The organism is Ketobacter alkanivorans, assembly GCF_002863865.1.
In the GTDB taxonomy this organism is placed as follows: Bacteria; Pseudomonadota; Gammaproteobacteria; order Pseudomonadales; family Ketobacteraceae; genus Ketobacter; species Ketobacter alkanivorans.
Genome location: NZ_CP022684.1, coordinates 2,394,768 through 2,416,562 on the forward strand (window position 1 = coordinate 2,394,768; position 21,795 = coordinate 2,416,562).

17 protein-coding genes are annotated in these 21,795 nt (G+C 51.7%); 15 read left to right on the forward strand and 2 right to left on the reverse strand.

The genetic code is table 11. From position 1 onward, the window contains the following. Positions 1-127 precede the first annotated feature (127 nt). Together ppk2 and Kalk_RS10320 are read left to right on the forward strand one after the other, a co-directional pair. Positions 128-1,060 (forward strand): polyphosphate kinase 2, encoded by a 933-nt coding sequence (ppk2, locus tag Kalk_RS10315; RefSeq protein WP_233716870.1) that lies wholly within the window; start codon positions 128-130, stop codon positions 1,058-1,060. After that, entirely contained in the window at positions 1,060-1,287 is a 228-nt protein-coding gene (locus Kalk_RS10320; RefSeq protein ID WP_101894168.1) for a phosphatase, read from the forward strand. Before ppk2 ends, Kalk_RS10320 begins: the two co-directional genes overlap by 1 nt. Before the next feature lie 66 nt (positions 1,288-1,353). On the opposite strand, the gene Kalk_RS10325 is transcribed toward Kalk_RS10320, so the two are convergent. Next, on the reverse strand, positions 1,354-4,563 hold the full coding sequence (locus Kalk_RS10325) for a methyl-accepting chemotaxis protein (protein ID WP_199768047.1): 3,210 nt from the start codon (positions 4,561-4,563) through the stop codon (positions 1,354-1,356). 256 nt (positions 4,564-4,819) lie between these two features. Here Kalk_RS10325 and gmk point away from each other — a divergent pair, with 256 nt between their 5' ends. The 5 genes from gmk (at position 4,820) to polA (ending at position 11,087) form a co-directional block, all read left to right on the forward strand. Beyond that, positions 4,820-5,431, forward strand: a complete 612-nt coding sequence (gene gmk / locus Kalk_RS10330) for a guanylate kinase (protein WP_101894169.1) — start codon at positions 4,820-4,822, stop codon at positions 5,429-5,431. Positions 5,432-5,509: 78 nt separating this feature from the next. Further along, positions 5,510-5,782: a DNA-directed RNA polymerase subunit omega gene (rpoZ, locus tag Kalk_RS10335; RefSeq protein WP_101894170.1), complete on the forward strand. Its 273-nt coding sequence runs from the start codon at positions 5,510-5,512 to the stop codon at positions 5,780-5,782. 71 nt (positions 5,783-5,853) lie between these two features. Further along, positions 5,854-7,968, forward strand: a complete 2,115-nt coding sequence (spoT, locus tag Kalk_RS10340; RefSeq protein WP_101894171.1) for a bifunctional GTP diphosphokinase/guanosine-3',5'-bis pyrophosphate 3'-pyrophosphohydrolase — start codon at positions 5,854-5,856, stop codon at positions 7,966-7,968. Positions 7,969-7,986: 18 nt separating this feature from the next. Then, positions 7,987-8,370: a RidA family protein gene (locus tag Kalk_RS10345; RefSeq protein ID WP_101894172.1), complete on the forward strand. Its 384-nt coding sequence runs from the start codon at positions 7,987-7,989 to the stop codon at positions 8,368-8,370. 8 nt (positions 8,371-8,378) lie between these two features. Then, positions 8,379-11,087, forward strand: coding sequence for a DNA polymerase I (gene polA, locus Kalk_RS10350; RefSeq protein WP_101894173.1), 2,709 nt, complete (start codon positions 8,379-8,381; stop codon positions 11,085-11,087). 282 nt (positions 11,088-11,369) lie between these two features. Here the strand turns inward: polA and yihA are convergent, their stop codons facing one another. Beyond that, positions 11,370-11,999 carry a ribosome biogenesis GTP-binding protein YihA/YsxC gene (yihA, locus tag Kalk_RS10355; RefSeq protein ID WP_101894174.1) on the reverse strand — a complete coding sequence of 210 codons (630 nt, stop codon included), beginning with the start codon at positions 11,997-11,999 and terminating at the stop codon, positions 11,370-11,372. A 188-nt stretch (positions 12,000-12,187) separates the two neighbouring features. Between yihA and Kalk_RS10360 the strand changes: the two genes are divergently transcribed. The 8 genes from Kalk_RS10360 (at position 12,188) to Kalk_RS10395 (ending at position 21,795) form a co-directional block, all read left to right on the forward strand. Further along, positions 12,188-12,478 (forward strand): c-type cytochrome, encoded by a 291-nt coding sequence (locus tag Kalk_RS10360; RefSeq protein ID WP_101894175.1) that lies wholly within the window; start codon positions 12,188-12,190, stop codon positions 12,476-12,478. Positions 12,479-12,524: 46 nt separating this feature from the next. Next, positions 12,525-13,163, forward strand: coding sequence for a c-type cytochrome (locus tag Kalk_RS10365; RefSeq protein ID WP_101894176.1), 639 nt, complete (start codon positions 12,525-12,527; stop codon positions 13,161-13,163). Positions 13,164-13,337: 174 nt separating this feature from the next. Then, positions 13,338-13,997, forward strand: a complete 660-nt coding sequence (locus Kalk_RS10370; RefSeq protein WP_101894177.1) for a thiol:disulfide interchange protein DsbA/DsbL — start codon at positions 13,338-13,340, stop codon at positions 13,995-13,997. 143 nt (positions 13,998-14,140) lie between these two features. Then, positions 14,141-14,980 (forward strand): endonuclease/exonuclease/phosphatase family protein, encoded by an 840-nt coding sequence (locus tag Kalk_RS10375; RefSeq protein WP_101894178.1) that lies wholly within the window; start codon positions 14,141-14,143, stop codon positions 14,978-14,980. 117 nt (positions 14,981-15,097) lie between these two features. Then, entirely contained in the window at positions 15,098-16,897 is a 1,800-nt protein-coding gene (locus Kalk_RS10380) for a GGDEF domain-containing protein (RefSeq protein ID WP_101894179.1), read from the forward strand. A 192-nt stretch (positions 16,898-17,089) separates the two neighbouring features. Then, positions 17,090-18,424: a hypothetical protein gene (locus tag Kalk_RS10385; RefSeq protein WP_101894180.1), complete on the forward strand. Its 1,335-nt coding sequence runs from the start codon at positions 17,090-17,092 to the stop codon at positions 18,422-18,424. A 4-nt stretch (positions 18,425-18,428) separates the two neighbouring features. Then, positions 18,429-20,738, forward strand: coding sequence for an efflux RND transporter permease subunit (locus Kalk_RS10390; protein ID WP_101894181.1), 2,310 nt, complete (start codon positions 18,429-18,431; stop codon positions 20,736-20,738). 22 nt (positions 20,739-20,760) lie between these two features. After that, positions 20,761-21,795 (forward strand): 3-oxoacyl-ACP synthase III family protein, encoded by a 1,035-nt coding sequence (locus tag Kalk_RS10395; RefSeq protein ID WP_101894182.1) that lies wholly within the window; start codon positions 20,761-20,763, stop codon positions 21,793-21,795.

Here is a 21,795-nt window from a genome sequence, read left to right on the forward strand (position 1 = left end):
TAATCAGCTGACATTCAGAACCAATCGTTCTCAACATCATTGTCGCAGCTGATTCAAGTCATGCACAAAGCACGCATTGTCCTCCATACTTAACCGTTCCTATCAACACTCTGCCTACGAGGTGACAGTGAACAATCCATTACAGCAACCCAATTCTATCGACGCAATGGCAGACGAAATACAGCAGGCATCAATCAACAAGTCAGATAAAAAGGTGCTAACCAAACAAGACATCTTCAAACACGGCTATTACCCCTACCAACAGAAGATGACCCGCCGCGAATACGAACAAAAAAAGAAAGAACTTCAGGTTGAACTACTTAAGTTTCAGAACTGGGTCAAAACCACAAAACAACGAATCGTGATTCTATTCGAAGGCCGCGACGCCGCAGGAAAAGGTGGCACCATCAAGCGGGTAATGGAGCATATGAATCCACGGGGTGCGCGAGTAGTTGCACTGGAGAAGCCATCGGAGACAGAAGCAGGCCAGTGGTACTTTCAGCGTTATATTGAACACCTGCCAACAGCCGGTGAGATCGTCATGTTCGATCGATCCTGGTACAACCGGGCTGGCGTTGAACGCGTCATGGATTTTTGCAACGAACAGGAATATCTTGAGCTCATGCGCCAAACACCTGAACTAGAACGCATGCTGGTGCGCAGCGGCATCATGCTATTCAAGTTCTGGTTTTCTGTAAGCAGAGAGGAACAGTTCCGCCGCTTTCAGGAGCGGCGCAAAGATCCATTAAAGCAGTGGAAACTGAGCCCAATTGATTTGGCTTCGCTGGATAAATGGAGTGACTACACCAAAGCCAAAGAGGCCATGTTCTTCTATACCGACACAGCTGACGCACCCTGGACGGCAATCAAATCCGATGACAAGAAACGCGCCCGCATCAATGCCATGCGCTATTTGCTCAGCAAAGCCAACTACCCCGATAAAGACCCAAACGTGGCAGTGAGCCCTGATCCATTAATTGTAGGCAGCGCAAAAGATATTCATGAGCAAGATGAACAGGTTTTGACGCGGGATGAAGTCACCAGCCAAGGAGTAGCTTAATGTCCAAAAGCCAAACCCAGCACGCATTAGACGTGGTCAACACTTTTAAATCCAAACTGAGCAAAAGTGGTGTTGATCACGTTGGTCAAAAGCATTTCGACGAATTGCAGCTGCTTATAGAATCTGCCATTGATTCGGCAGTGTTCCTGGAAATTGAACGTATCGCGAAACGTGTAGACAACCTTGCTCACGATATCAGAAAAAGTGCCGAGAGCTTCGATGCCTGATTAATTCAGCAGAAACAAAAAAGCCCCTACGTTTCCAAGCAGGGGCTTTTTTGTAACCAGCCTACATCAGAATTCTTCCCATTCGTCATCCTGACTATGGCTGGGGGCAGCAATCGGTGAACGCACGGCAGGCTTTGCAGGCTGACGCTTGCTTGTCGCAGGCGCTGACGCCGTAGCCCTGGCACCAGAGCCAGCCCCAAAGCTTCCCGCAACAGCACTGACACCATGATCCAGTTTGAAGAACCCAACCAAATCCATCAGCGCCCTGGCTTGTTCTGCCATGGCCTCGCCTGCGGCGCTGGCCTCTTCCACCAAAGCAGCGTTCTGCTGCGTCATTTCATCCATTTCACCAATCGCCTGATTGATCTGAACAATACTGGAACTTTGCTCGCTGGCGGCTGAATTGATGTCACCAATCATGCTGGTCACTTCACGCACCGCCTCAACAATTTCGGAAAGCGTCATGCCTGATTGGTTTACCAGTTCCGTACCGGCTTCCACCTTATTCACCGAGTCACGAATCAAATCCTTGATTTCTTTTGCTGCACCGGCTGAGCGCTGTGCCAGGTTACGCACCTCTCCCGCCACCACCGCAAAACCACGACCTTGTTCACCGGCACGGGCCGCTTCTACTGCAGCATTCAAAGCCAACAAATTGGTCTGGAACGCGATCTCATCTATAACACCGATGATGTCAGAGATACGCTTGCTCGAACGGTTGATTTCATCCATAGCCACCACAGCGCGCTTAACCACATCCCCGCCTGTTTCGGCTTTATTGACTGCGTTTTGTGACAATTGATTCGCATGCTGGGCGTTGTCGCTGGTTTGCTGTACCGCGCCGGTCATTTCTTCCATACTGGATGCGGTTTCTTCCAGTGATGAAGCCTGCTCCTCGGTGCGCTGACTCAAATCCGCGTTACCTTGCGCAATTTCATTTGCACCGGTGGTAACCGACGATGAAGACTCGATTATATTAGCAATAACTTCTTCCAGCTTTTCTACTGTTGCGTTGGCATCATCTTTCAAGCGCTTGAACAGCCCTGCGTAGTCTGCCGAAATTTTTTGCGTTAGATCACCACCTGCCAACGCAGACAGTACTCGGGCTACGTCATGCATCCCTTCATTGGTTACAGACATCAACTGATTCAGGCCTGTGGCCAAGTTCGCAAAGAAACCCTGCTTACCTTCCAGACTCAGTGATCTGCTGAAGTCACCCTGTGACGCTGCTTTCACGATTTCATTTACTTCATTTTCTACCATGACTTCCTGAGTACGATCCAACCATTCCACCACCGTACCCAAGCGATTGCCATCGCCATCCACTACCGGGTTGGCAATCAAACGGAAGGAGCGACCACCGGCCTTGATTTGTGTGTTGTATGTAGACTTAAGATCGCTGATCAAGCGTTTTTGATGTGATGGATTCTTATGGAACACATCCATATTGGTACCCATCAGCTTGCTCGCCTGAAAGTTCGGCAAATCTTTACGCAAATCTTTCTCTGCATTGGACATCATGTCACGCAGGGTTTCATTCATGTAAATGATGTTGTTTTCAGAATCCGCAATCATGGTATTGGTTGAGCTGTTGTCCAGGGCAATACGCACCCGCAGGTTTTCATTCGCCACTCGTGCAAGCTCACGATCCTTAGCCAACTGATCGGTCAAGTCCTCCCATTCAACAATGGTGCCCGTACGCTCACCACTTTCATCAAACAAGGGGGTGGCAATCAGAGAAAACGTCAGCTCTCCGACTTTGATGCGGGTCTTATAGACATCTTTCAACTTATTGACCATTGCACGCTGATGGGATGCATCTTTATGGAAAATATCCATATTCGAACCCATCAGCTTTTTGATATTAAAGTTCGGTACATGCTTGGTCAGAACCGCATCCCGATTTTCCATCATGCGGTGTACAGCTGCATTCATAAAGATGATATTGTAGTCTTCGTCTGCGATCATTACCGACGTATCACAGACACTGAGTGCGTCGGCCAGACGCTTGCTTTCAAACGCAACTCGTTTGTTTTCTTCGACTGCTTTTTCCATTTCCTGGGCAGCTTTTTGCTCTCGGGTTCGAGTTTCTTTTAGCTCAGATTGCAGTGATTTAATACCCTTCATCAACGCTGCTATTTCATCGGTTCCGGTAATTTCAATATTGTCATCCAAATTGCCACGCTGAATATTGGCCAGGTAGAAGTTGGCGCCATTCATCCCCTTCAACAAACTGCGGATAATAAGGAAGGACAACACCACAGCCAGAATCGATGCCAATACCATTTCATAGAGTACAATTTTTTGATCACTCTTCATGGTATCGATCCGCACCTGCAGCAGACGCTTAAGGTGCGGTATTGTTTTACTTTCCAGATCATACCCGGCATTAACCAGTGCAGTGCCTTTGGCAAACATTTCACTTGCACTCAAGGGCGATCTACCGGTGTCTATCACCTCCTGCACCAGAGCAGCAAACTCTTTATTCGCCGCGCTGAGGGTTGAAATCTGCTGGTTAAGGTCGCCTCCGATGCTATCACTGGCTTTAACTGCAGAGCGTAACGCTTCTTCTACTTTATCTACCGCAATGGGTTTGATGCCAATCAGGTTGCGAACCGCTTTGTCACTTGCTGGCCCATTTACAACAGCGCCAGCAGCCTCGCCCCGCATCTGGGCTGAATATTCGATGGCTCGAGGCAAGGAGAAAGACAACAACTGCATCATGTAGAAGCTGTCGACTTCTGGATCAAGGGTCAGGTTTGTTTGATCCGAATAAAACTCTATATAGGACAGGATGTCCTCGATCATATGATTATGGGCAGCAAACCCGGCTTCCTGGCCCATAGTAACGTAGGCCAGTTTAACCGTATTCCAGCTGGCGGTGATCTTGGCCAGTCGATCCCCCAAATCAAAATCTGAGGAATACTTTTTTTCCAAGGCTACAAGCTCCTTAAGCGCTTGTTCGAAACGAGCTTCGGACGCCTGCATAAGGCTCTTCGCCGCCTCGTCACCCTTTGCAACCTGCAAGCCGGTACCACGATGCAACTGGGCCGACTTAATCAACTGAAACGATGGCTCGTAAAACTCAGTGCCGTACAATTCTTTAAGTGAAAAGTACTCACTTTCACTCCATTCGGTGAATACGATATTAGCGAAGATGCCTACAACCAAGGCAAATAAGCCTACCACCAGGCCCATCTTCACTTTCATACTCAGATACGTCATCCAGTTCATATCGGTTTTACTCCGGCTCACACAAGTACGGCGTTTACTCACGGCAAAATGCCCCTGACTATTTAGTTATAGCATCGGATCTCAGCTTCGCTACGCTGCCCCCAATGTTTTCTCAGTCAGGAACTGCGGGTCTTTACATGCAGCGTGTATGAATTTTGTACAGAAGCGAGCCTGACGCTGGGCACCCAAACCCGCTATAATTGCGGCCCATTAACATTCGTGGCCAGAAATCGAAATATTTGCCACTTACCACTAAACTGAATAGACAGCACTCACCGCTTAATCAAAAAGGTACCCCATGCAAGGCACCCTGTTTGTCGTATCGGCTCCGTCCGGTGCAGGTAAAACCAGTCTGGTTCACGCCCTGGTGGAATCCAACCCGGATCTGCACGTCTCTGTATCCCACACCACCCGTCCCCAGCGCCCTGGGGAGGTAAACGGGGTTAACTATCACTTCGTCGATAGCGATCAATTTGCAGCCATGCTCAATGAAAACGCTTTTCTGGAGCACGCTCAGGTGTTTGGCAACCTCTACGGCACCAGCAAGCAAAGCGTGGCAGATCAACTTAAAGCCGGCCACGATGTCATTCTGGAGATTGACTGGCAGGGGGCAGAGCAGATGCGACGCCAGGCACCGGATGCGGTGAGTGTATTTATTCTGCCTCCTTCAAAGGAGGTGCTGCAGCAGCGCCTGGTGGGCCGGGGTCAGGATTCTGATGATGTGATTCAGAGCCGCATGGCACAGGCGGCGGAACAGATCTCCCATCATGTGGAGTTTGATTACCTGATCATCAATGATGATTTCAATATCGCCCTGGATGAGCTGAAAGCCGTGATCACCAGCCATCGCCTGACCCAAAACAAGCAAGCGCAGCGCTATCAATCCCTGATTACCAGCCTGTTGTCGTAAGCCAGCGTGCTTGACGCTTGTCTTGCACCGGCAAACCAGTACAATAGGCGGCTTGGCCGAAAAACTCTGAGGTAGAAAATGGCACGTGTTACCGTTGAAGACTGTCTGGATAAAGTAGACAACCGCTTTTCTCTGGTTCTGGTTGCGAGCAAACGTGCTCGCCAGATCGCTACTGGCGGCAAAGACCCCTATGTTGAGTGGGAAAACGACAAGCCCACCGTGGTTGCCCTGCGCGAAATCGCCGAAGGCTACGTGGATCAGTCTATCCTGACCCGCAAACCGGAGCCTAAACAGTTCCGCGATACGTCGTCTTTCCACAGTGCATTCAACAACCCCAACCTCGACGAATAAACAGCTAAATCTACTGTTCTCATTGCCGCTCAATCCCATTACACTAAATCCTCTGAGGAGGGATTGAGCGCTTGCAAACTGTTGAAACACTTATAGAAAAACTCGACTATTTGCCCCCCGAACAACGGGAGGATATTCGTCGTGCCTATTACTTTGCCGAACAGGCCCACGAAGGCCAGTACCGACGCAGCGGCGACCCTTATATCGTCCACCCTCTGGCAGTCGGCAAGATCCTGGCTGACATGCACATGGACGCCCAAAGCGTAGAAGCCGCCCTCCTCCATGATGTAATTGAAGACACCCATGTCTCCAAAGAGGACGTGACCGGTGCCTTTGGTGAAATCGTGGCAGATCTGGTCGACGGCGTGTCCAAAATTGGCGCTATCAAGTTCGAATCCAAAGCCGAGGCCCAGGCGGAAAACTTCCGCAAAATGGTGCTGGCCATGACCAAGGACATCAGGGTCATACTCGTCAAGCTGGCTGACAGGCTTCACAACATGCGCACCTTAGGGGTGCTACACCCCACCAAACGCCGCCGCATCGCACTCGAAACCCTTGAAATCTACGCCCCCATCGCCAACCGGCTGGGGATGAACAATATTCGGGTGGAGCTGGAAGACTTAAGCTTCTCGCATATGTATCCCATGCGCTCCGCCCGCATCAAAAAAGCCACCAAAACCTCCCGTGGCAACCGCAAGGATATGGTGTCTCGCATCCAGGAAGCCATCGAGAATCGCCTGGATCGGGATGGCCTCAAAGGTCGGGTGGTGGGCCGCGAAAAACACCTTTACAGCATCTACAGCAAGATGAAGACCCAGCGCAAACCGTTTAACGAGATCATGGATGTGTACGGCTTCCGCATTGTGGTGGATTCTGTAGACATGTGTTACCGGGTACTGGGCGCCATTCACAACCTGTACAAGCCTATTCCCGGGCGCTTCAAAGATTACATCGCGATCCCCAAAGCCAACGGCTACCAATCCCTGCATACCACGTTAATTGGCATGAATGGTGTACCCATTGAGCTGCAGATCCGCACGGAAGAGATGGATGCCATGGCCAATAATGGCATCGCCGCCCACTGGCTCTATAAATCCGACCCTGATCCCGCAGGCGGTGCCCAGAATCGCGCTAAAGAATGGCTAAAAGGCCTGCTGGAGATGCAGCAACGGGCCGGTAACTCCCAAGACTTCCTGGAAACGGTCAAAATTGACCTGTTCCCCGACGAAGTCTACGTGTTCACGCCAAAAGGCAACATATTAGAACTGCCTACCGGGGCCACACCAGTGGACTTCGCCTACGCGGTTCACACCGATGTGGGCAACAGCTGCGTGGCTGCGCGCCTGGATCATCGCCTAGTGCCATTGAGCACCCCCATCCAGAGCGGGCAAACCATTAAGATTATTACTGCTCCCGGTGCCTGCCCCAACCCGGCATGGCTGAGCTTTGTCACCACCGCCAAGGCCCGCGCTAACATTCGCCATTTCCTGAAAAACCAGCGCCGCTCCGAATCCGTTTCCTTAGGCCACCGCCTGCTGGACAAAGCCCTCTCCAGCTTCGACCTGGCTCTGGAAAGCATTCCTCCCGATCACATCACCACCGCCCTCACTGAGGCCGGGTTCAAAACCCTCGATGACCTGCTGGAAGACATCGGCCTGGGCAACCAAATGGCGCAAATTGCCGCCCGCCGCATGCTGCCCCACGATGGCGAAGCCACCAACCCGGACAGCAACAAACCCAAACCACTGGTGATCCGTGGCACCGAAGGCATGGTGATTGCGCTGGCCAAATGTTGTCGCCCCATCCCCGGCGATTCTGTAATGGGCCACTTAAGCTCCGGTCGCGGTATGGTGATTCATCGAGATAACTGCAAGAACATCGCCTCAGAGCTAAAAGACAACCCGGAAAAATGCCTGTCGGTAGAATGGGCCAAAGATTTTGTGGGCGAATACGCCGTAGACCTGCGAGTGCAGATGGAAAATGAACGGGGCGCTCTGGCCAGCCTCGCCTCCCTTATTTCCCAGGCAGACGCCAACATCGAAACCATCAACATAAAAGAAAAGGATGCCCACCTGTCGGTGGTAAGCCTGCGCATTTCCATTCGCGACCGGGTGCATCTGGCCAAAACCATCCGCCGCATGCGAACCCAAAAAGCGGTCAATCGCATCGTGCGGGTCAGAAACTGATTTATTAGGAGACCAAGCATGAGCAAGCGCGAAATCATTTCCACGGACAAAGCCCCCCAAGCCATCGGCACTTATTCCCAAGCGGTAAAGTGCGGCAACACGGTCTACCTGTCCGGTCAGATCCCACTGGATCCAGCCACCATGGAACTCGTGGACGACAACATGGAAGCCAGCATCGTGCGCGTATTTGAAAACCTGAAAGCCGTGGCAGAGGCGGCCGGTGGCTCCTTACAAGACATAGCCAAGCTCAATATTTTTCTGATTGACCTGAGCCACTTCGCGTTAGTGAATGAAGTCATGGCCCGCTACTTCGAACAGCCCTATCCAGCCCGCGCAGCGCTGGCAGTCGCATCGTTACCAAAAGGTGCATCGGTGGAAATGGATGGGGTAATGGAACTTTAGTGAACGCTATGTCATCCAACAAACCTCTAGTGCTTGTCGACGGCTCTTCCTACCTGTATCGCGCCTTTCATGCCCTGCCACCGCTCACCAATTCCAAGGGTCTGCCCACCGGCGCGATCAAAGGCGTGCTGAATATGCTGATCCGTCTGCGCAAGGATTACGCTCCTGCGCATATGGCGGTAGTGTTTGACGCCAAGGGCAAAACCTTCCGCGATGATCTTTACCCCGAGTACAAGGCCAATCGTCCGCCTATGCCCGATGATCTGCGCTCACAGATCGAACCACTGCACAACGCTATTCGCTTTATGGGGCTGCCACTTTTAATTATCGAAGGTGTGGAAGCCGATGACGTGATCGGCACCCTGTGCCACATCGCCAGCAAGCAAGGTATCGACACCATCGTGTCCACCGGCGATAAAGATATGGCGCAACTGGTGAACGATCATGTCACCCTCATCAACACCATGAACGACTCTAAAATGGATCGCGCTGGTGTGATCGAAAAGTTTGGCATACCCCCTGAGCGCATCATTGATTACCTCACACTGGTGGGCGACAGCGTGGACAATATCCCAGGCGTCCCCAAGTGCGGCCCCAAAACCGCCGTCAAGTGGCTGGAAGAATTCGGTTGCCTCGAAAACCTGCTGCAAAATGCCGACAGCATAAAAGGCAAAGTAGGAGAGAACCTGCGCGCCAGCATGGAACAGATACCGCTCTCCAAAGAACTGGCCACCATCAAACTGGATGTGGAACTGGAACATCAGCCATCGGATCTCACCATCCAGGAGCAGGATGACGCCAATTTGTTGGAGCTGTATAAAGATCTCGAATTTAAAGGCTGGGTAGCGGAGCTGTCTGCCAGCGCCGACAGCAGCAACAGCGAATCAACCAGCACTGCGACAGCCATTGAACAGCACTACGATTGCATTACCACCCAAGAAGCCTTTGCAAGCTGGCTGCAACAACTGCAAGCCTGCGATGCGTTTGCCTTCGATACAGAAACCACCAGCCTCAACTATATGCAGGCTGAATTGGTGGGCGTGTCTTTCAGCATAGAACCCGGGCGGGCTGCCTATGTTCCCGTCGCCCACGATTACCCGGGGGCGCCGGATCAGCTGGAACGCGATTGGGTGCTGCAACAGCTCAAACCACTGCTGGAAGCAGAGCAACCCAAAAAAATCGGCCAGAACCTTAAGTACGACAAAAGCGTGCTGGCTCACTACGACGTCGAATTAAAAGGCATCGGTTACGACACCATGCTGGAATCCTATGTACTGGATTCCACTGCCACCCGTCATGACATGGACAGCCTGGCCTTGAAATACCTGGGCCATAAAAATATTTCGTTCGAAGAGATCGCAGGCAAAGGAGCCAAGCAGCTCACCTTTAACCAGATCGACCTTGAAAAAGCCAGCGAGTATGCAGCAGAAGATGCCGACATTACGTTGCGCTTGCACCAGGCACTGTGGCCACAACTGGAGTGCGAAGCTACGCTTACCCATGTATTTAATGATATCGAAATGCCGCTGGTGCCACTGCTATCAAAGATAGAGCGCACCGGTGCGCTGATTGATGCAAACATGCTGCGCCTGCACAGTCAGCAATTGGCCAAGCGCATGATGGAGCTGGAAACCGAAGCTCACGATTTGGCCGGCGGCCCCTTCAACCTCAGCTCGCCCAAACAACTTGGCGAAATCCTGTTCGAAAAACTGGGCTTACCGGTCATATCCAAAACCCCCAAAGGTGCACCTTCAACCGCCGAACCGGTACTGGCAGAACTCGCTCTCGAATACGAACTGCCCAAAGTGCTGATGGAATATCGTGGCTTAAGCAAACTGAAATCCACCTATACGGACAAACTACCCGAGCTGATCGACTCCCGTACCGGGCGCATTCACACCTCATACCATCAGGCGGTAGCGGCCACCGGACGTTTATCATCCTCTGATCCAAACTTACAGAACATCCCGATCCGCAACGAAGAAGGCCGCCGCATTCGACAAGCGTTTATCCCCCGCACAGGCTGCAAACTGTTGGCGGCGGATTACTCACAAATAGAGCTGCGTATCATGGCCCACCTGTCCGGCGACGATAGCTTATTGAATGCGTTCAATCAGGGCCTGGACATTCACAAAGCCACCGCTGCAGAAGTCATGGGTGTAAGTCTGGACGAGGTCACTCACGAAATGCGCCGCAACGCCAAGGCCGTTAACTTCGGTTTGATTTATGGCATGTCGGCGTTCGGCCTGGCCAAACAACTGGGCATCGGTCGCAAGCAAGCCCAGGAATACATCGACATTTATTTTACTCGCTATCCCGGCGTTCAGCAGTACATGGAAAACATTCGGGAGCAAGCCGCCAGCCAAGGTTATGTGGAAACGCTGTTCGGCCGTCGACTGCATCTGCCAGAGATCAACTCACGCAACGTGCAACGACGACAAGCAGCAGAGCGCACCGCGATCAATGCGCCCATGCAAGGCACCGCTGCCGATATTATTAAGCGCGCCATGATTCAAGTGGATGACTGGCTGGTTAAAAAACAACTGGATACTCGCATCATTATGCAGGTACATGATGAATTAGTGTTCGAAGTTCCGGAGCAAGAATTGGACTGCATCACAAAAGAGGTAACGTCACTGATGCAGGGCGCTGCAGAACTTAAAGTTCCCTTGCTAGTGGAGGTCGGGGTAGGTGATAATTGGGACCAAGCGCATTAGTTTGAGCGGGTCCCCCAATACCTGCTTGAAATCCCCTAATGAGCCCACATAATAACCATAAGAGCGTGGATTTGTCTCTAGCACTGATCGGTCACTGATTTTTGAAAAAATTTTCAACGACAGTGAACTTTATCCGATCTTCATCGTCTTAATACATGAAGCTAAGGCAGCAATCCCCAGCCGAGTAAAATCGGCTAACAGCAAACCGGCTTTCCCCCAAGAGCCGGACCCTAGGCCGGTAGCTTGCCCCAAGGCTACCGGCTCTTTTTTTCTAACTTCTGACTAAACATCTGCGGAAAATTCAAACCAGTTCGACAACACTTGCCGCGCGTCTTCCACACCCGTTTTATCCAAAGACGAAAACAACTGCACGCTGACCTTGTCACCGTATGGCTTCACCTGCTTCCGCACATCAAACAGGGTGTTTTTAGCGGGCCCCCGTTTCAACTTATCGCTCTTGCTGAGCAGAATATGAACCGGCATTTCAAAGTGGCGCGACCAATCCAGCATCATCACATCGAACTCCTTAAGCGGATGGCGCACATCCATCACCAGGAACAACCCCGCCAGACATTCACGGTTTTCCAGATATTCGCCCATCTGCTCCTGCCATTCCTTTTTAACTTTCTCGGGCACTTTGGCGTACCCATAACCGGGCAAATCCACCAACTTGCACTGATCGTTCATACGAAAAAAGTTGATCAGCTGGGTGCGACCCGGCGTTTTACTGGTACGAGCCAGGCCGGAGTGATCCACTAACGTATTGAGGGCGCTGGATTTACCCGCATTAGAGCGCCCGGCAAAGGCAATTTCGATACCCTGCTCCGGGGGGCACTGGGCGAGAGTAGCCGCACTGATCTCAAATTGGGTCTGGCGCAACAGAGCCGTAAACGGATCCTGAGGAGTATTCATGACAATTCACCGCACTGGATAGAGTTGGCGGCATTCTCTCCAATATTCCCCAGTGCTGTAAAGGACATTACCCCTTCGCCGAAGATTGTTATATAATCCGCAGGATTTTTTGCGTACGCTATACGAGAGAGGGGTTCCGCTAATGGCGGAAACCGAGCCAAAACAAGGGTATATAAAGGGGTTCGTCCATGAAGAAACTAATGCTTGCTTCTGCAATGATCGTGTTAGGCCTATCTGTGAATGCTCAAGCGGAAGCGCCCGCTAAATACAATATGTATTGCATGGCCTGTCATGGCACCGGTGCCGCTGGTGCACCCAAAACCGGTGACAAAGCTGCCTGGGAACCCCGCCTCGCCGCCGGTATCGATGCAATGGTCGCCAGCGCCAAGAAAGGCAAGAACGCCATGCCCCCCATGGGCCTGTGCAGTGACTGCAGCGATGCTGAGCTTAAAGAGCTCATCGAATTCATGTCGAAGTAAGATCGACGCAAACAACTGATTTTTAAGCATTAATTAGGGTTAGACTATGAAATTGGTAGCAAACGTGCTGGTAGCTGCAGCTTTGGCTGCTGGGGCAGTAAACTTGGCACAGGCTGCTGGCGATGCTGAAGCCGGCAAGAACAAATCTGCTGTTTGTGGTGCTTGTCACGGTGCTGACGGCAATAGCATGATCCCCAACTTCCCAAAGCTGGCTGGTCAGGTTGAAGCCTACACCGTCAAACAGCTGAAAGACATGAAGAGCGGTGATCGTGTCGTGCCTGAAATGGCCGGTATTGTGCCTGGCTTGTCCGAACAGGATATGGCGGATCTGGCTGCTTATTATGCAAGCCAAACCATAAAAGGCGGTTCAGCTGACCCTGACCTGGTTAAGCATGGTGAGGATGTGTTCCGGGCCGGTAAAGCGGATGCTGGCGTAACTGCCTGTACCGCCTGTCATGGTGCCAAAGGCAAGGGCATGCCAGAAGCTGGCTTCCCTGCACTGGCTGGCCAGCACAGCGCCTACCTCGAAGCTCAGCTCAAGGCGTTCCGCGCCGCTGGCCGTGAGGATCATGAAGGCAAGCGTCGTGAGAACGATGGCGAAGCCAAGATGATGCGCGCCACAGCTGCTCGCCTGAGCGATGACGACATCAAAGCGCTGTCCAGCTACATCAATGGCATGTACTAAGCCAGACTCTGATTAGCGTGACACCAAAAGCCCGGCCATCACTAGCCGGGCTTTTTTGTGCATAATGAATCACTTAGCGTTATGATTGGTTCAGTTTCGATTCAGGGGGAACCCTGTAGCCTGCAAACAGTCTCAACACTCAGGCAACGTTAACACCCGCTTCAGGATCACAGGATGACTATGAATTACAAAACCCTACTCAACGCAACTCTGCTGGCCACTTTGGCTCTGTTCTCCGGCTTATTACAGGCCGAAACCTTCCGTGAAGGTGTGGACTACGAAGTCCTGCAGCAACCGGGCAAGGTTGAAATACCCGGAAAAATAGAAGTACGGGAATTTTTCTCCTTCAGCTGCCCCCACTGCTTCCGACTGGAGGGCTTCACCAGCGAATGGCAGCCCAAGCAGGCCGATGACGTCAACTTCATCATGACCCCGGCAGCCATGCGCAAAGACTGGGAGCCACTGGCCCACGCGTACTATGTGGCAGAGGCTTTGGGCAAACTGGATCAAATCAAGCCAGAGCTGTTTAACGCCATCCACGTCAAGAACGAGAAAATCATCTCCCAGGCGGATCTGGCTGGCTTCTTCAAGCGCTATGAGGTCAGCGAAGATGACTTCAACAAACTCTTCAACTCATTCAGTGTTCGCGTAAAAGTGCGTCAGGCCAGCGCCCTGGCGAAAACCTATCGCCTGCGTGGTGTACCCGCTCTGGTGGTAAATGGTAAATACCTGGTGAAAAGCCAGTCCGGCAGAGGCTTCGAAGACATGCTGGAAGTGGTGGACTTTCTGGTAAACAAGGAAAGAGCGGCATCTAAAGTTGCGGCTGCCCAATAACCACTCTAGCGTAGCGGCAGGGTGGCTGCGCCCTGCCGCCCTTCCTTTAAATCATATTGCTTCCATGTTTATGGTGCTGATTCATAGAACCGCCACCAATATGCACCTACAATGAAAAATCCAGGCACGTTGAGTGAGACCGCGTGAATTTCGACATCAAATCTACCAGTCCGTCCAGCTTTGACCCCGCTGACCAACCCAGCGTGTTGCGCCTGCTCAGCTATAACATCCAGGCAGCCATTGGTGCCAGCTCATTCCACCATTACGTAACCCGCAGCTGGCGCCACGTACTGCCCGACTGGCGTGGCCTGCAGCGCTTGGATCGAATTGGCCACGTACTGACCCACTACGATTTGATTTGCCTTCAAGAGGTGGACGGCGGCAGTTTGCGCAGCGGCTTTGTAAATCAGGTGGCATATCTGGCCGAACTGGGCCAGTTCGACTACTGGTATCAACAGTTAAACCGGAATCTGGGACGCCTCGGCCAATACAGCAACGGCGTGCTGTCTCGCTTTGTGCCCTACGAAATCGAAGACCACAAACTGCCGGGGCTGAAAGGCAGGGGCGCCATAGTTGCCAAATACGGCAACGACAAACACACGCTGGTACTGGTGGGGTTACATCTTGCCCTCAGCGAACGCGCCCGCTTTCGTCAACTGGACTACGTGCGAGAGCTGATTCAACACTATGAGCACGTTGTGGTGATGGGCGACATGAACTGCCGCAGCGACCAAATCATTGATACCCCCCTGCGTGACACCCACCTTAAGCAAGTCAGCGGCGATCACCACACCTATCCCAGTTGGAACCCCACACGCAATATCGACCACATACTGGTCTCCCCCAGCTTGAAAATCAATCATGTGAAAGTCCTCGACTACGACTATTCCGATCACCGCCCCATCGCCATGGAAGTCGCCCTGCCGGACGAACTGGCCAGCGCCCTGGCGGAACAGTCTGCCCTGTGCTCAACCAACCCCTAAATTCCAGCCAACAACCTCGATAAGGTGACTCACTCGTAACTTTTTAACGTCAGTGCTGGGTAATTCCCACAACTTTCCTATACTTTTACAGACTTATCTGTAAACGATGTCCAACCCATGTCCGAGAACAACACTCAAAACTGGAAAGACAAGTATCTGACGGCGCTGGAAGAATTTGAACTCTGCCAGAAAAAGGACAGCCAACGGCTGGATCTGCTGCGCAGAGGGCTGGTGCGCGTTAGTCTGGCGGCAGACGGCCTGGACCCTGCCTTGGATGAACAGCTGGACGAAATCCGCACCGGGCTGCGGGGAGGGCGCGACATCCAGACCTTAGAGCCCGTGGTTGCTCAGCTGGAACGCACCATCGTTGCTCTGGATGATCGCCGCAAAGACGAGCACGGCGAACTGCGGAACCTGATAGATACCCAGCTTGAGCAGTATCTGGCCATGAGCCTGCCTCGGGCGGATAAGTCCACCATCAAGAAATTACGCAAATCGCTGCCACAACTGCTGTCCGGCAGCGGCAACCTGGCCGATATCATCAAAAGCCTGAATCAGGCCAATGGCCAGGTTATCCGACACCTGTCACAACGCATAGAAGAACTGGGCGAAGGCAAAAGCGGACTACTATCACGCCTGTTTAGAAACGCAGGCAACGACAAAATCGACAGCGACAAAATCGGCAGCGACAGTACGGACGATGACAATAACGATGACGACAATGACAGTATCGTTATCGACAACCCGGACTTCGAAAACCCCGCCATCTCCGCCAGCGACCAGGAAGAGTACGGCATCGATCCGAAAGACAGCGATGAAGCCTCCGATTCTGCGCCACCCCCACCAACCTCAGACATGCCTCTGGCCCAGCACGACCCGGAACTGCTGCAACGCCTGGGACACATCCTCTGCGGTTTGCTCGAACAGCTGGAGGTGCCGCCAGACTATAGCAGCCGCAAGGAACAGCTGGTCGATCGCATTAAAGCCCCTTTCCCACTGGATCATTTACCGGAATTTCTGGATGAAACCACCCAGCTGGTGGCCTCCACCCGCATGGTGGCACAAAAGGAATTTGAAGGCTTTCTGGTAGCCCTGCACCAGCGCTTAAATGATATACAGGAATTTCTCGTCACCGCACGCCAAGGCGAAGAACGCTCCCTGCAAAATCAGGAAAAACTGGACCAGGATGTCCGCCAGGAACTGGCAGACATGAAAGTGACCGTAGAAGGCAGCAACGACCTGGGCAAACTGAAACTGGACATTGAAAGCATGGTAAACCGAATAGTGGCGGCGGTAGACCTCTTCCATTCCGAAGAAAAGCAGCGCCGCGATGCCGTTTTCGAGCATATCGAAGCCCTCGGCCAACGCATGGCGTCGATGGAAGGCGAGGCGCTGGAGCTGAAGAACAACCTGGAAACCCAGCGCTTGGAAGCCCTGCGGGATGCCCTCACCGAACTGCCCAACCGAGCCGCCTACGACGACCAGATCGATTCCGAATTCACCCGCTGGCGCCGTCACAGCCGACCGCTCTCGATTGCCATTATCGACATCGACCACTTCAAACAGGTAAACGATACCCTGGGTCATCTGCGCGGCGACAAAGTGCTCAAATTAGTGGCACGAGAAGTGTCCCGTCGCATCCGTAATGAAGACTTCGTGGCCCGCTACGGCGGTGAAGAGTTCGTAGCCATCATGCCCGAAACAGACCTGGAATCAGCCTACGCTGCCATGGAAAAAGTGCGGCTGGCGATAGAGGAATGCCCCTTCAACTTTAACCAACAGCGCATCCCCATTACCGCATCATTCGGCATTGCCACCTTCCACGAAGGGGATGAAATTGAAACCTGCTTTGAGCGCGCCGACAAAGCCCTCTACAAAGCCAAAGAAAACGGCCGAAATAGAATAGAAAGGGGTTGATACGGCCACTTTTTACAAAACCCATACAATGTGCAATCCCTGTCGGCCATCTCCTTACCCCATTTGGCCAAATATGCCTATTTAGACAGCAACCCTCATGATGTAATTTCGCTTATGCGACGATCAAGTCAGCCGCTTTAAAGATAATCTTGACCCCAAAATAATAACAACAATAACAGGATTTACTTCGTCATGAAGCGCACCAACCAATCAGAACGTCTCACGTTACTGGACAAGGTCAATGTTTGCCTGCAGGACTTTGGCGATCACGTTATGCATCTTGTCTTTGATGTCAGCGGCTCGGTAGATGTTTCCCGCTTGCAAAGAGCCGCTCGCCTCAGCCTGATTCAGCACCCCATCATGTCGAAACGTCTGGTCAAACACCGTTGGCAACCTCGCTGGCATGATCGCTCCGCCCAAGAGCTGGACAGCTACGGCTACTGCGAATTGATCACCAGCCAGCCCCGCCAATCCGCCATCGACGAATTTCTGGTAAAGGAATTGGATTACCAGCGGGAGCCCATGCTTAAAATCAGGGTTGTACGGCAGCAACACGATACCATATGCATCAAAGTCAGTTGCGTTCCCATCGATGGCCGCGGATTTCTGATCTTTGTGGAAGACCTGTTAGCCATTTATGAAGCGCTAAAACATAACCCAGAATATCATCCTGAACCAGGGTCAACCGCATTACGCAGCACCAAAGCACTGCTCCCACTGTTCAAACTTCCCGATCTGTTCAAGCTGCTGTTTTTTGGCCTCAAGAATCAACTTACCGACAGCCGCACCGCTGGCAATTGGCAGTTCCCATGCACTGATGCCACGCACATAGAAAAACGTTATTACTGTCACCAGTTTTCCGAATCGACTCTGCAGGCCATTACCCAATATCGAAAAAAAGCGGGCCTTACGTTTAACGACATATTACTGGGGGCCTATTACAAAGCGCTCTACGATATCATCCAGCCCACCAGGAAAGGTCCGTTTTGCATTCTAAACACCTACGACCTGCGCCGCTATGAAACCGAAAGCGCCCCCGACCGAGTCGCCAACTACTCCAGTTTTATCAACACCAATGTCAGCATGGACGCCAAAACCGATTTCATTGGTGCAGCACGGGGCGTACATCGATCCATTAACGATCGTAAAAACCATTACCCCGGCATGACCGAAGGCCCGTTCATCTGGCCAATCCTGACATTCCTGCCTTTTTCTGTGGGCAGCTTTATTGTTAAACAATTGTTGAAACATCGCGGCGAAAAAATACCGGTCTTCACCAATGTCGGCGTCATCAACACCAGCAGCATGCTCGTTGAAGGACGCCCCATTACCAACGTCATGCCGTTTGCACCACTGGAATTTCCCCCCAAGCTGACAGTAACACTGGCCACCTCAGGACAAGTAGTGAGCCTCAGTGTCGGCTATAGCGCGCAGCATTTTCCCTCGGCGTTAATGAAGCGCCTGTTTGACGAAATGGAACGATTAATTCTGCAAACCTGCTCCCTCCCGCAAAAAGAGGTTGCATAGTGTCATGTTGCAGCACCTAGTCCATAAACGCCTGTATTATTTCATAGGCACACTGATTCTACTGTTGGCGCTGTCCAGTCAACTTCTACACATGGTGTTTAATGGCAACGTGAACGTCATGTTTGATGAAGATGACGTGCATTTTCAACGCCTCAAACAACTGGATCAGCAATACATAGAGTCCAATTATCTCATTGTGCTGTTCGAGCCCGCCAACAAGGATATCTACAGTCCGGAATCCATAAAGGCGATAGAAGAACTAACCCAGGAGCTATGGCAATTACCTCACACCATTCGCGTGGACTCCCTCAGTAACTACCCTCGCTTGAGCGTTGCCGGTGATGAACTTTCAGTAGAAAGCCTTGTAGAGGCCGAACAAACACTGACTCAAACACAGATAGACAGCATTCGCCGCTACGCGCGGGGAGATCAGCAGCTCAATGGACGCATGGTGTCACCTTATGAAAACGCCAGCGCCCTGTTTGCCAGCATTGCACTACCAGAAGAACATCTGGAATCCATTCTTGAACTGAGCAAACAAGCCCTACTGCTGCAACAAGACTTTGAACAACGTTATCCCGGCAGCAAGCTGTACCTGAACGGCGATGTCGCCATTGAAAATGCCATGCTGCAAGTCACCATGGACGACATCCTGCGGGTAAACCCAATTGTATTCGGCACCATATTCATCCTACTGGGAATATTCCTGCGCTCCATTATGGCCATCGCCGCCGCCGGTGCTGTGGTCATCGCATCCACGGGGCTGTCTGCCGGTGTTCACGTTTTATTAGGTTTTGAAATGAACCCCATTACCATGATGGCACCGGCCATCATTATGGTGCTGGCAGTAGCCGACAGTATTCATGTACTCACCGCCTACCGAATTCTGTGCGCAGGAGGCACGCCACCACATCAGGCCATGGTAGAGAGCCTGCGTAAAAACCTGAGCCCGGTATTCTGGACCAGCGTCACCACAGCCGTCGGCTTCATGGGCATGAACTTCGGCGACTCTCCTCCGTTCCGAACTATGGGCAACATGGCGGCCATCGGCGTTTTGTTCGCATTTGTCTGTACCTTTACCGTACTGCCTATGGTGGCGTTGCTGTTCCCTACCCAATATAAAGGCCAGGCCTTCACCATGGCACGCTCAATGGAAAAGCTGGCACGCTGGGTAATAGGCACCAGCCGCTCACTGCTACTCATAGTATTTGCCGTCTCCATTCTGTTAATGATGTGCATCCCGAACCTAAAGCTGAACGATGACATTTCAGAATACTTTGATTCATCTCTGCCGATTTATGATTCAATTCAGTTTGCCCGCCACAACACCAATGGCGTTCAATACATCCTGTACTCCATGGACAGCGGTGAAGAGAACGGCGTTCACAACCCCGCCTTTCTGCAGAAAGTTGATGCGTTTTCTACTTGGCTACGCTCCCAGCCGGATGTGAGCGGTGTATCCAGCTATGTGGATACCATCAAAAAAATACATCGCACCATGAACCAGGATGATCCTGATTTTTACGCCATCCCTGATACAGCACCACTGATCGCCCAGTACCAACTGCTGTATGAGATGTCGCTGCCACCAGGCATGGATCTGACGCGGGATCTTTCACTGGATCGATCAGCATTGAAGCTCACCGTCAACGTCGATGGTAGCGAAAATCAAACTCTGATTGATCTTGAACAACGCATTGATCAATGGCTTGCAAGCAACCAGCCAGCGTTACGAAATCAGGGAACCAGCCAACTATTGATGTTTGCCCACATGGGCACCAACATTATTCGCAGCATGGTGGATGGCTCGCTGTTCACCCTTATCTTCATCTCCATATTCATGATTGTTGGTTTACGTTCACTAAAATTTGGCTTGCTCAGTATTATTCCAAATGTGTTCCCACCGATTGTGGTATATGGCATATGGGCCGTGGCCGTAGGCCACGTTAATCACGCTGCGGCTATGACGTTCAGCATCTGCCTCGGCTTGGTGGTGGATGACACCATTCATTTCATCAGCAAATATCTCTACGCACGCCGTGCCGGATCGACACCACAACAATCAGTGGAATACAGTTTTATTCATTCAGGCACCGCCATTGTTATCACCTCGATCACACTAAGTTGCGGCGTACTACTGCTTTCATTATCCAATTTCACTGTTAACGACACCATGAGCATGATGCTGGCAGGGATCATCATGACAGCGTTGGCTTTTGACCTGATTTTTTTACCCAGTTTATTGTTATGGGCGGATCGCTTTCAGATCACTAAGCCCGCAACCAATTTACAGGATTCTTCCGCCAATATCTGATTGCCATTACGGAGCATGAACCATGAACATGACACGTTTTGAGAGTATGGGTGTTTATCTACCCGAACGAGAGGTAACTACCAAGGAGTTGGTAGAAAGCATGGAAACCCAACCCATGTTTGATATAGAAAAACTCACAGGAATCAAAACCCGTCGCTGGCGCGGCGAGGATGAAGACTGCCATAGCCTGGCATTGTCGGCGATTAAAACATGCCTCAATAACTCCAAGTACAAGATCGAGGACATCGATATCATCATCTGCACATCGATAACCCGCTTCAAAGATGGGCTTACATTTGTGCTGGAACCTTGCCTCAGCAGCTACCTGAAAAAATCCCTCGGTATGCGCAAGGATGCTCTGAACTTTGATATCACCAACGCCTGCGCAGGCATGTTTACCGGCGTGCACGTACTTGATCAGATGATCAAAAGCGGCGCAGTTAAAACCGGACTGATCGTAAGCGGTGAATGCATTACTCCCATTACCGAAACCGCACTCAAAGAAATAAACAACCCCATTGATGAGCAATTTGCCTCCCTCACTGTAGGGGATTCCGGGGCTGCGGTAATAATGGATCTTTCTCCCAGCGAGGATGAAGGCATTGATCTGCTGGAAATATCAACGCTCTCGCAATTCTCAGATTATTGCTATGGCATGCCCAGCGATCAAAACCCAGGGGTTGCCATGTATACCAAAGCAATGGAGATCCATGCCACCGTTATCCAGCGATTGCCTCAGTCATTGGGCCGTTTTTCAGAAAAGAACAACGTAACCGGGCTTGATTTTGACCATGTCATTCCACACCAGACCTCGGAACGCGCTATACGGTCCGCACTGGATCTATGCGGTGAAACATTGGGTAACGTACCCCACACTTGCGTGGTATTGGATCGGTTCGGTAATACTTCATCAACATCCCATTTCGTGGCCCTTGATGATCAACTTAAACAGGGCGTCATCCAACCCGGACAGCGCATACTGATGCTAATCCTCGCTTCAGGCATCGTGCTCGGTGTGGCATCCGTAAAACTCGGCAATCTACAGGGGGTGCACTGA